General features: G+C 62.9%; 13 protein-coding genes and 2 pseudogenes. 8 read left to right on the top strand and 7 right to left on the bottom strand.

Annotated features, from left to right (window positions below):
• Positions 1-56 precede the first annotated feature (56 nt).
• Both AX730_RS00565 and AX730_RS00560 read right to left on the bottom strand, forming a co-directional pair.
• A pseudogene (locus AX730_RS00565) lies at positions 57-533 on the bottom strand (IS3 family transposase); the annotation flags it as partial.
• 6 nt (positions 534-539) lie between these two features.
• Positions 540-1,694, bottom strand: a complete 1,155-nt coding sequence (locus tag AX730_RS00560; protein ID WP_049439365.1) for an IS30 family transposase — start codon at positions 1,692-1,694, stop codon at positions 540-542.
• 547 nt (positions 1,695-2,241) lie between these two features.
• Between AX730_RS00560 and AX730_RS00555 the strand changes: the two genes are divergently transcribed.
• The 4 genes from AX730_RS00555 to AX730_RS18665 all read left to right on the top strand — a co-directional run bounded on the left by AX730_RS00555 (position 2,242) and on the right by AX730_RS18665 (position 3,882).
• Positions 2,242-2,508 (top strand): BPSL0761 family protein, encoded by a 267-nt coding sequence (locus tag AX730_RS00555; protein WP_232310133.1) that lies wholly within the window; start codon positions 2,242-2,244, stop codon positions 2,506-2,508.
• Positions 2,509-2,510: 2 nt separating this feature from the next.
• A complete protein-coding gene (locus AX730_RS00550; protein WP_062350366.1) occupies positions 2,511-3,269 on the top strand; it encodes an SseB family protein in 759 nt (252 codons plus the stop codon).
• Positions 3,270-3,287: 18 nt separating this feature from the next.
• Positions 3,288-3,446, top strand: a complete 159-nt coding sequence (locus AX730_RS18670) for a hypothetical protein (protein WP_157074017.1) — start codon at positions 3,288-3,290, stop codon at positions 3,444-3,446.
• A gap of 250 nt (positions 3,447-3,696) precedes the next feature.
• Entirely contained in the window at positions 3,697-3,882 is a 186-nt protein-coding gene (locus tag AX730_RS18665) for a hypothetical protein (protein ID WP_157074016.1), read from the top strand.
• Between the two features lie 513 nt (positions 3,883-4,395).
• On the opposite strand, the gene AX730_RS00545 is transcribed toward AX730_RS18665, so the two are convergent.
• The 4 genes and pseudogenes from AX730_RS00545 to AX730_RS00535 all read right to left on the bottom strand — a co-directional run bounded on the left by AX730_RS00545 (position 4,396) and on the right by AX730_RS00535 (position 6,716).
• Positions 4,396-4,662, bottom strand: a complete 267-nt coding sequence (locus AX730_RS00545) for a hypothetical protein (RefSeq protein ID WP_157074015.1) — start codon at positions 4,660-4,662, stop codon at positions 4,396-4,398.
• Positions 4,663-4,795: 133 nt separating this feature from the next.
• A complete protein-coding gene (locus tag AX730_RS18660) occupies positions 4,796-5,080 on the bottom strand; it encodes an SEC-C metal-binding domain-containing protein (RefSeq protein WP_157074014.1) in 285 nt (94 codons plus the stop codon).
• Between the two features lie 229 nt (positions 5,081-5,309).
• Positions 5,310-5,675 (bottom strand): annotated as a pseudogene (locus AX730_RS19525) (VC1465 family Xer recombination activation factor); the annotation flags it as partial.
• 39 nt (positions 5,676-5,714) lie between these two features.
• On the bottom strand, positions 5,715-6,716 hold the full coding sequence (locus tag AX730_RS00535) for a glucokinase (protein ID WP_062350389.1): 1,002 nt from the start codon (positions 6,714-6,716) through the stop codon (positions 5,715-5,717).
• A 161-nt stretch (positions 6,717-6,877) separates the two neighbouring features.
• On the opposite strand from AX730_RS00535, the gene AX730_RS00530 reads away from it, so the two are divergent.
• The 4 genes from AX730_RS00530 to AX730_RS00515 all read left to right on the top strand — a co-directional run bounded on the left by AX730_RS00530 (position 6,878) and on the right by AX730_RS00515 (position 10,636).
• The gene (locus AX730_RS00530) at positions 6,878-7,279 is read left to right on the top strand and encodes a CopL family metal-binding regulatory protein (protein ID WP_198146939.1); all 402 of its coding nucleotides are present in this window, start codon (positions 6,878-6,880) and stop codon (positions 7,277-7,279) included.
• Positions 7,280-7,401: 122 nt separating this feature from the next.
• Positions 7,402-9,195, top strand: a complete 1,794-nt coding sequence (locus AX730_RS00525) for a copper resistance system multicopper oxidase (protein WP_062350355.1) — start codon at positions 7,402-7,404, stop codon at positions 9,193-9,195.
• A complete protein-coding gene (locus AX730_RS00520) occupies positions 9,192-10,100 on the top strand; it encodes a copper resistance protein B (RefSeq protein ID WP_157074012.1) in 909 nt (302 codons plus the stop codon). The genes AX730_RS00525 and AX730_RS00520 overlap by 4 nt, the downstream gene beginning before the upstream one ends.
• An 11-nt stretch (positions 10,101-10,111) precedes the next feature.
• Entirely contained in the window at positions 10,112-10,636 is a 525-nt protein-coding gene (locus AX730_RS00515; RefSeq protein WP_062350383.1) for a DUF411 domain-containing protein, read from the top strand.
• A 55-nt stretch (positions 10,637-10,691) separates the two neighbouring features.
• On the opposite strand, the gene AX730_RS00510 is transcribed toward AX730_RS00515, so the two are convergent.
• Positions 10,692-11,132 carry a hypothetical protein gene (locus AX730_RS00510; RefSeq protein ID WP_062350352.1) on the bottom strand — a complete coding sequence of 147 codons (441 nt, stop codon included), beginning with the start codon at positions 11,130-11,132 and terminating at the stop codon, positions 10,692-10,694.
• Between the last annotated feature and the right edge of the window lie 13 nt (positions 11,133-11,145).

Here is an 11,145-nt window from a genome sequence, read left to right as displayed (position 1 = left end):
GGGTTGGGGAATTGGACTCCAAACCGGCGTGCTACTCAAAAGCGGGGGGACGTCGCGAGCACCACTGCCAGGTACAGCCAGCCCTCGTGCGTGCGGATGTAGGTGATGTCGGTGACCCAGTGCGTGTTGGGCGCAACCACGTCGAACTGCCGATCCAGGCGGTTCGGCGCGACTGTCGAGACCCGGCCACCACGAGGCCGCGGACGACGCCCGTAACCCACCTGCGCCTGCAAGCCTTCCTTCTTCATCAGCCGCGCTACGCGATGCTTGCCACAAGCCTCGCCTAAGTCGCGCAAGTCGTCGGTGACCTTGCGGTAGCCGTAGACCGTACCGCTCTCCAGCCACGCCTGCTTGATCATGCCAAGAAGACGTTGATCCTCGCGATGGCGATCGCTATGCGGCTGGCGCTGCCACGCATAAAACCCGCTGCGCTGCACGCCCAGCACACGACACATGCTTGCCACGCGAAACTCGTCCAGATGCGCCTGCATGAACGCGTACTTCGCCCTTATCCCTTGGCAAAGTACGCGGCGGTGAGTTCAACCCGTCGACGCAACGGCTTGGCTCAGCTTAGCGGCTGGCGTCTGGAAGCCCAAGGTCTTACGAGGTCTTTCGTTGAGACGTCTGGCGATCTTGTTCAAGAATGCCTGCGAATGGCGGGATAGATCCGTGCCGTCGGGGAAGTACTGCCGCAGAAGGCCATTGGTGTTTTCGTTCGAACCGCGCTGCCAAGGGCTTTGCGGATCGCAGAAGTAGACCTGCGTGTCGGTCGCCACGGTGAAGTTCTTGTGGCTGGCCATCTCACCGCCTCGATCCCACGTCAGCGATTTTCGCAGCGCGGTTGGCAGTGTTTTCACTTGCCGGCTCAGCGCCGAGACGACGCTGCTGGTGTCCTTACCCTTCACTTTCACCAGCATCACGAAGCGCGAGTGCCGTTCCACAAGCGTCGCGATGTGGGAATTGTTGCTGCCCGTGATCAGATCACCCTCCCAATGCCCTGGCACGGCGCGATCTTCGACCTCCGCCGGACGCTCCCGAATCGATACCGCGTCGATGATCCCGCCGCGAGGCATCGCGGTGGCCAGCTTTGAGTGGCGCATACGGCGACGCGTGCGCAGGTGCGCCAGGAGTTCCTTCTTGAGCAGGCCGCGCGCCTGGATGAACAAGCTCCGGTAGATCGTTTCGTGCGACACCTGCAGTGCCTGGTTGAGCGGGAACCTCAGCTTAAGCCAGCCGGCGATCTGTTCCGGCGACCACTGCTGGCCCAGCTTGCAAGCCACCAACCAGCGCAGACGAGGGTTATCGGCCAACCGGCAAGACTGTGGCCTCCGGGCTGCCTCCCAAGCGGCCTCATCGGCATGTGCGGCCCGATATCGGTCACGGCCACCATGCCGTGCCACTTCCCGGCTAATCGTCGAGGTAGGCCGCCCTAGGCTGAGCGCAATCTGGCGAAACGACTGGCCAGAAGCTAGGCATCGAGATATCTCTTCGCGGTCCATTAAGCTCAGCGACCGGGCGGATCGGCGACGTTCCCTCGGCGCGATCCCGCCTTGCGCGGCCAGAACCCCGAAAATCGAACCCGGATTCTTGTCAAAGAAGCGGGCAATGTCGCTGAGCGACTGGCCGCCCTTCCATCGTCGCCATAGATCTCGCTTCTGGGCTCGAGACATGCCGGGCCGCCCCATCCTTGCCATATCGTTCGCTCCTATCAGTGCAACTGTTGATCATTTTGCATTGACGGGTTGAACTCACCCTGCTAGTGTCAGAGCGCCGATGCACTGGACCCGTTCCTGTCAGCGATCCAAGATGGGATAGCCACCGAGATCAACGGGCCAAACTCGCCTGGATGGCTCTCCGAAGAGTCCATACAAAGCGGGTAAGACTGAAGCTGAGCTTCTTCATTTTTTTCGCGACTGGAGCCAACAAGTCGAGAACATCGTCACTTCACTCTACTGGGTAGCACAGGGTATCAATCAACTTATGAGATCACCTCGATGGCAAAACCCTGAGCAACTAAGTTGGATAAGTGTCGTAGGCGCGGGCAGGGGAGCGTAGGGATTGAGCGACAGCGCAGGCAGCTTACCCCATAGCGCTATACATAACGGATGTTATGCGAACTAAGTTATTGATTATATTATCTTTTGTTCCGCTAAGCAAATAGCCAGAGCTTGTAGCCAACACCGTTCCCAAAAGTCTGTAAGCTAAGTATTCCTTAGTACGTCATCAGGCATTCGCGTGACCATGCCCGCCGAACGCACCCGCAACGTGCTTCAGGCCGGCGCGTTCCTGAGAGAACTCGCCGGCAGCAAGGACGTGCCAAAATCGGTACGGGAAGAGGCGTACCGGCTGCTTCGGCACTATCCAACGGTCAGCGACATTGAGGCCATTGCCCAGCACGAAGAACGGCTGCGGGAGCTGACCCAGTCGGCCTTCGTACGCCCTTATTTGACCAGTCAGTTCGACGCAGATTGGTTTCGCGGCTTTCCCCTTGGCCCGCATCGCATCTGATCATGAAGCGATCGACCAGACCCGGAAGACGCGAGTCAGCCGCGGAGGCAGACCTGGAGGCTGCGCTCGAGCGAGCCCGTGGCGACTCAGCCCAGGAGCTTGCCTTCTTCAAGCAGTTGATGGATGCGATGGTCTACGTGCATGCGCCTGTCTCGGACGATTCCCGGACACCTAGGCTGGTCCAGTTCCGACACCCCGACGGGTTTGACGCCATCCCGTTCTTTACCTCGCTGGGTAAGGCGGAGGTGGCCAGCTCATCGGCCGTCAAAATCCTGGGGGTGCCGGGACGAGATTTGTTGGAGGGTTCGCGGGGCGCGACGTTAATGCTCAATCCCAACGACGGGGGCATTGTCCTGTATCCGGAAGAGATCGCGACATGGTTGGATAAGGGTTTCTTGGCCAGGGTGGAACGGCTGGCGCCAGCGGAGTTTGTGGTAGGACCTGCCCTAAGAGCACCGGCTTGGCTAGCTCCCACCATCGCCCGCAGCCTTGAACCTGCCACTTTCGTCTCGTCGGCGTATCTCCTGGAAACTCACTCGTCAGGGCGCATCGAGCAGTCATCCGGGCTGTTGATCTGGCTAGTGGTCGACATGGTATTCGCCGAGCGAGCCGCCCGTATGGTGACCACTGCCATACAGCCCTTGTGCGGCGATTTAAACGTCATCATCGATGTGGCGATCCACGACGTATCGCAGCCTTTGCCGGCGGGCCTCGATGATCCTCAGATCATGCCCGTATTCAAGAGAATCACGTCAACCTGAGCGCAGCGTACCCATCCAATGAGCCACGAAGAAAAGCTATTAGCACTCCTTCCGGAATTGACCGAAGAAGAGAAGGATCGCCAAACCCGCGAGGGTCTGGCCGACGTGGACGCCGGACGGACGATCCCGCACGACGAACTGCTGCGATGGGTCAGGCAGCTGACTGTACCTGCTTGAGGGTTCCCGCTGGCGTGGAAGCTTGGGAACTGCGGCTGGTCAAGGGCGCTAAATAACGCTGCGGTAGGAAAATCATGTCCCGTGGTGGTAGCGTAATGTCGTGGGCGCTAGGCAGGCGCCCGTCGCCCGTCATCGCAAAGCTGTTAACAGCACTGCCGAGAAAGCAGGACCGCTCAACCGACCATGACCTTGTTCGGTTCGAGAAATGGCTGACGGGCGACATTTCACATCGGACCGTGAGGACACTGTCATGTCAAAAATCGTACATCCCTCCACGATGGAGGGCATCAAACGCTTGGCCAAGTCGCTCAAGCGCGAAAAGAACATCTCTCACACCGAGGCGCTGGATCAGGCGGCCCAAGCGGCTGGTTTCCAGGATTTCAGGCACGCCCAAACTACGCTGTCACAAGCCGATTCTGCTACGCGGCGGACCTGAGTTTCGGACCTGACCAGCATCGCGCCGCTGTTCGGTCCTTCTGGCAGCGGCGTCTTGTCAGTAGATCTGTGACTTTCTCGGAGTGCACAATAAATCTGTGACTTAGCCGGGAGCGGGGGGAAAAGTCACGGCTTTTCCGAGCCCGGTTCGAACCGGACACGAAGCCAGAGCCATAGCGCCCCAATAAGTCATTTCGCATAATGCCTATTATGTAAAACGGCATCATGTGCTTTCATGGTGTCGCCGCCTCCAACGCGGCTTTGTTGGGGCCTGATTTCGCTTCGCTAAAAGCTGTCAGGCAATTCTTGCTCTCATGGGCCAGATAAAGCGGGTCAGCGGCATGGGTGTCAGCCCAGCTCTGACCCGCTCCCTTCGCGGGTCCAACCGCTAACGCAACAGCCGCACATCCATGTGCGATAACCGCCGGGGACAAGCCCCCGGCACCCCGTGACTTTCGTGACGCGTCACGGTTTATGTCTACACGACGGCACCGAGTGCCTATCCTGCAAACCTTCATGGACGCCACGCCGGTGGCGTGTGTTCGAGCAGATCGAGGACCCGACCGCAGGCGTCGAATTTGGCTTGTAGCTCAGCGATGATCATCGTGGAGGCCAGCATCATGCCGGGACCCTCCAATGACCAGTCGATGGCACGAGCCCTTTCGATGAAGCCGCGGTAGACGTCGCGGAGGTCACGCAGCATTGGGATATCTCTAGCTCCGAAGCGACGACCTGACGGACCGGGATCGAACAGACCTTTGGGATGCCTGGGGAGCTTCATGCGGCCTCCCCCTTGGATGGTGCGGACGGGGCGTCAGTGCTGAGCGGTGCACGCCCGGTGTTGATAGGGTTTCCAGCCCCTGACGGGATATAGACATTCCCGCCCGTCGCCTTCTCAGTCAACGTCCGCGTAGCTATTTGGCTTTGCCCCCGTGGCAAAACCGATATTTCTTCCCGCTTCCGCAAGGACAGGCGACGTAGACGCCACCGGCCGGAGGTGGCAGCAGATCCTCGCTGGGAGATTCCGCGACGGCGGCCGCGACCGGCCTCCGGACCACCCGAGTTGGAGGCGGCGTACGTTCCTTCCACTGAAGGTAATTCTCGACCGCCTTCACTAGGAACTTGTTGACCGATACGTCCTGCTGATCGGCCATCGCCTTGACCCGATCCCGAAGAGACTCGGTCATGCGCAGCTTCACTTCGAACTTGGGAGGTATCGCCATTGGGTCGGCTGGAATTATGGGCCCACAATGGGCCCACTTTTACGCCTGTATGCACCGTCTGGCAAGTGGCTTCGTTATCCGCTTGTCCATTGTCGTAAGAAGAGACAAGCCCAGCACCCTCGGGCCCCCGCCCCGCGCTAGCGCGCGGGTCGCGTGCCGTGGGCGCGGCAGCCCTCGCCACAACAGAGGAAACGTTGGGTACGGTCGCCTCCCTGCTACGCCGGCACATATCGACGAACTGCTGCGCCATGCGAACCAGAAGGCTCTGCCACGCCATGTCGTGCGGGGCAATCGCCCTACCCTCAGGCGTGATCAGGTGGCCACGAGAGAGCCTGTAACCCGCCCAGGCGGCGTCCTGCAGCTCGCCGTGACGAATGACCCTCAGGAGACGAAAGGCGGCGTAGCTGGGCGTGGCGAAGCCGGTCTCCCAGTGACCGATGGTGCGGACCGTGACGCCGAGCAGATCGGCGGCCGCCTCGCGATCTAAGCCGGAGTAGATCCGGGCATCGCGGAACTGCTGGGACTCGACAACCTTAAAGCGGGGACGCTTTGAGCGGCTCGCTGCAAGGATGTGGGAGTGCCTATTATGTCTGTAGCCAGGTGCGCGCCATCAACCGCCCTTAGTGTTCTGCCGGTACCACGCCGCCGCACCCAGTAACCCTAGTTGGCCATGCTCCACACGCCACACGGGCACCCTTTCCAGTTGTTCGGTCATCACGCCCTTATTGAGGTAACGCCGCAGGAAGCGGCCGTCGTGCAGGAACTGCGGGATGTGGGCCGTCACGCCGCCGGCCAGGTACACGACCCTGGCGCCGAAGATGATGGCCAAGTCGCCGACCACGCTGCCCAGCCAGCCGCAGAACGTTTCCAGCGTTTCGCGGGCCAGTGCATCGGACGCCGCCGCCGCCACCAGAGCACCGGCATCGGCATGCGCCGGCGTCGCAGCGCGGAGATCGCACAGGCAGCGGTACAGATTCATCAGGCCGGGCCCGGATAGCACGTGTTCGTTGTGCAGGTACGGACGATCCTTCAATAGCCGACGCACGATATCCAATTCCAGCGCGTTGCCGGCCGCCAGCGATGCCTGACCGACTTCCGTAGGCAGCACGCGCGGTGGCTGGCCTTCGATCCAGACGGCGGCGCCCAGACCCGTACCGGGGCCGATCACCAACGCCGGCGAGGCGGTGGTCGACACGGTCGATGGCGTCAGCGACGACAGCGTGTCCGGCGCCAGCGTGGGCACGGCATTGGCGACCGCCTCGAAATCATTGATCAGTTGCACCCAGGCCAGACCGGCGCCTGCGCGTGTCTGTTCCACCGATACGGCCCAGGGCAGGTTCGAATTGATGAGCCGGTCGCCTTCCAGCACACCGGCGATCGCGACAACCGCGCCGTGGCACGGCATGCCGGCGGCGTAATCATGCAGGATGGACGCGAGGTCAGGATGCTCGGCGCAGGCATAGCGACGGTAGTCGTGGATCTCGTTGCCGCCGTCGGATTGGATCCAGCCAAGCCGCGCATAGGTGCCGCCCACGTCCGCCACGATGACGCGGGTCAAGGTCGAAACATCCGGGGTGGGATCGGTGGGAACGCCCGCCGGCACCTTGCTCATCATTACCGTGCCTGCCATGCGATTGCCACGTTGTCCAAAGTCTTCGAGTACCCGCCAAGGATATCGCGTCCCTCACTGTCGTGGCGTCGATGAAGGTCGGCCCACGTCTCTTGCAGGCCCTACGGCACAGTACGTCCGCGGGCTTGGCGTATGATGGGCGCATGCCCCGCTTCGCTCCCCTGCTGCGCGCCCTGCTCTGCCTGATCCTGTTGGCCAACGGCACGGCGTATGCGCATGCGGCAACGCGGATGGCGATAGTCGGGATGCCCTCCGAAGAGATGGTGACGGCCCACGACGCGCCTCCGTGCCACGCCGACATGGTGATGCCCCAGGCGACGATGCACCACGATGCGGGCATTGACGGCCACGCCGCTGACCTGCCTGATTGTTGCGAGGCGGGCAACTGCGATGGTTTCTGCACGCAGCATGCGCCAGTGCTGACGTGGCATGCGCCGATGGGGCCGCTGCCGTATGGGCAGGCTGGTGCTCCTGATTACCTGGCCGACGCGCACGCATCTGCAGGCCTGTCGCATCGACACCGACCTCCCATCCTGACCGCCTGACGCCGCTTTTCTGCGGCATTCCGCAGGACCGGGCACACTGTGTGTGCACCGGACCACGATCATGGCGATGCCGTGTCCGCGCAGCGGCCGGCAGCGTCGATGGATACACAGGACGGTCTTGAATGAAGCACGATGAATCCTCCCCGGGACGCCTTGGCGCGTTCCGGCCTTCGCGCCGCCAGTTTGTTACCGGGCTTGCCACCAGCAGCGTGGCACTCGGCCTGGGCCTTGCACGCATGCCCGCTTCCGCCGGTACGCCAGCGCGACGCGGCGGTGCGGCCATAACCTCCGGCACCGACTTCGCGCTGAGCATCGGCGCGACGCCAGTGAACATCACCGGCCGCACGCGCCCCGCGATCACCGTCAACAACAGCTTGCCCGCGCCCACGCTGCGCTGGCGCGAAGGCGACACCGTCACCGTGCGGGTCAGCAACCGGCTGCATGACATGACGTCGATCCACTGGCACGGCATCCTGCTGCCGTCGAACATGGACGGCGTACCGGGACTGAGTTTCAACGGCATCGCACCAGGCGAAACGTTCCAGTACCGCTTCCAGCTGAAGCAGTCGGGCGCTTACTGGTACCACAGCCATTCGCTGTTTCAGGAACAGGCGGGCCTCTACGGCGCGTTGATCATCGATCCGCGCGAACCGGCGCCGTACCACTGCGATCGCGAGCATGTGGTGCTGCTGTCGGACTGGACCGACCTCGATCCGGCCGCACTGTACCGGCGGACGAAGCGGATGCCCGGGTACGACAACTACTACCAACCCACGCTGGTCGACTTCGTGCGCGATGCGCGCCGCAACGGGCTGGCGGAGACTATCGAGGACCGCGCCAGGTGGGGACGCATGCGGATGACGCCCACCGACATCTCCGACATCAACGCCCACACCTACACCTATCTGGTGAACGGCGCCGCACCGGATGGCAACTGGACAGGACTTTTCAAGCCGGGTGAGAAGGTGCTGCTGCGATTCATCAACGGCAGCGCGATGACGTACTTCGACGTGCGCATCCCTGGCCTGAAGATGACCGTGGTAGCGGCTGATGGACAGTACATCCATCCTGTCAGCGTCGACGAGTTCCGCATCGCGGTGGCAGAGACCTTCGATGTGATCGTCGAGCCCGTTGGCCAGGACGCGTTCACCATTTTCGCGCAGGACATGGGGCGCACCGGCTACGCCCGCGGCACGCTGGCCGTGCTTGATGGGCTGGAAGCGCCGATCCCGGTACGCGATCCGCGCCCCGTGCTGACGATGGCCGACATGGGCCACGACACCGGCGGACATGGCGCCCGCAAAGGCAAGGAAGGCGGCTGCGGCGCCATGATGGGCGAAGGCGGTTGCGGTGCGAACATGGCGGCGATGGACCACGGCTCGGCCTCGACCTCGCCGAATCATCGCGCCAGCGAAACCGGCAGCCCGCTGGTCGACATGCAGTCCTCCGCCAGTGAGCCGAGGCTCGAAGATCCGGGTATTGGCCTACGCGACAACGGGCGCGTGGTACTGACCTACGGCGCCATGCGCAGTCTGTTCGACGATCCGGATGGCCGCGAACCGGGCCGCACCGTCGAGCTGCACCTGACCGGCCACATGGAGAAATTCGCCTGGTCATTCGATGGCATTCCGTTCGCCAGCGCGGAACCGCTGAAGCTGAAGTACGGCGAGCGCATGCGCATCGTGCTGGTCAACGACACGATGATGCAGCACCCGATCCATCTGCATGGCGTGTGGAGCGACCTGGAGAACGCGGACGGCGATTTCCACCTGCGCAAGCACACCATCGACATGCCACCGGGTACGCGGCGCAGCTATCGCGTGCGTGCCGATGCGCTCGGACGCTGGGCATTCCATTGCCATCTGCTGTACCACATGGAAGCCGGGATGATGCGGGAAGTGAGGATCGAGCCATGAACATCTTCGCCCCCCCCGCTCCGCTCCGCCTCGTGTCCATCATGGCGGTGTCGCTGGGCATCGCGCTGCCCGCCTTCGCGCAAGACCATGACCACGCGACCCCGATGCCTGCAGTCAGCGAGGTGCCCGTACAGGACACGCACGACCACGCTGCCATGATGGCGGCAGAAGCAGCAGCGTCGGCAACCCCGCCGCGTGAACCGATCCCCGTGGTCACCGCCGACGATCTGGCGGCGGCATTTCCGGTCATCGACCATCGCGCCATGCAGCACGCGCCGGCGTTCAACCGCAAGGTAGCGCTCAACCGTCTGGAAGCGTGGGATGCGGATGAAGGCACCGGCCAAGCCTGGGAGGGGATCGCCTGGTTCGGTACGGACACCGACCGTCTCTGGTTGCGCAGTGAAGGCGAACGCGTGGGTGGCAAGACCGAGAGCGCGGACCTTGAGGCGTTGTACGGACGCAGCATCTCGCCCTGGTGGGACGTGGTGGCTGGCGTGCGGCGCGATTTCAAGCCGGGCGATGGGCGCACGTGGGGCGCGTTCGGTGTGCAGGGCATGGCGCCGTACCGCTTCGAAGTGTCCGCTACCGCTTATGTCGGTGAGGATGGCCAGATCGCCGGTAATGTCGAAGCCGAATACACGTTTCGTATCACCAATCGGCTGATCCTGCTGCCGCTGGTGGAAGTGGATATCAACGCCAAGGACGATCCAAACTACGGCATGGGACGGGGCTTGACCGGCGTTGAAATGGGGCTGCGCCTCCACTACGAAATCATTCGCCGTTTCGCGCCTTACGTGGGCGTGGCGCACGAGCGTGCCCTCGGCGACACCGCCAACTACCGACGCAACGCGGGCGAATCCGCGCGTGACACCCGCTTCGTGGCGGGCGTCAGGATATGGTTCTGATGGAGGACACCATGCGATATCGCAATCCCTTGTTCCGGTGCGCATCCACTGTCGTGGCCGCCATCGTCATCACCGCCTGCACCCAGGTCGTGCCCTCACCGGTGGGTACGGCGATCGCCGCGCCATCGCCCCTGGCGAAGAAGGCCGACACCGCCCTGCCCCGCATCACCGTGCACCGGGATGCCTACTGCGGGTGTTGCCACCTGTGGGTGGACCATCTGCGCAAGGAGGGCTTCGAGGTGGACGATCGCATCGAGGGCGACATGAATCCGGTCAAGCAGCGCATGGGCGTCGCGCCTGAGCATGCGTCGTGCCACACGGCGGGGATCGGCGGCTACGTGGTCGAAGGCCATGTTCCGGCTTCCGACATCCGGCGCCTGCTGAAGGAGCGGCCTCGCATCCACGGCCTCGCACTGCCCGGCATGCCGGTGGGGTCACCGGGGATGGAGGTGGACGGCATCGATGCGCCCCCCTACACGGTGCTCGCGATCGGCCGCGACGGCATGGCGTCGCCGTACGCCGAACATCGACCCTGAGCGAATTGCGCGCGGCCGCTTTCGGGCGGCCGCGCGATTGGGGACGCGGGACGCGTTACTTGATCTTGGCGTAGGTGGCCTTGAAGGCGACGCCGCTCATGAGGCCGCCTGCATGACACTCGTAGTTCGTCGCGCTGCGGAACTCCTTCTTCTTGAAGTAGCTGACGATGTCGACGACCGCATTGGCACCGCGGTCCTTGGCGCCTTGCTGCAATGCCTTCAATGCGGAAAGCGCTACCCAGCGACAGGATTCAGCGTCGGACTTGCCCACACCGTTGGTCTTCTTGTTGGTCACGTCCTCGCCGAAGCGGGACACCACGGCCGGCGTCTTCTGGCCCGCGAGATAGAAACGCACGCTGCCATCGATGCCGGCTGCCTTCGCCTCGGGCGAATCGATCAGTTCCTGCAGAGGCAGTTCGAGACGGGTATTGGCAGCGAACGTGGGCGTCGCGGCCAGCATCAGGCAGGTCACTCCGGTGATCAGAAGTCGTTTCATGGTCCAGCTCCCG

This window comes from Pseudoxanthomonas mexicana (assembly GCF_001556105.1).
GTDB classification, from domain to species: domain Bacteria; phylum Pseudomonadota; class Gammaproteobacteria; order Xanthomonadales; family Xanthomonadaceae; genus Pseudoxanthomonas_A; species Pseudoxanthomonas_A mexicana_A.
The sequence above is the reverse complement of the archived record's forward strand: the minus strand, read 5'-3'. Positions and strand labels throughout refer to the sequence as shown.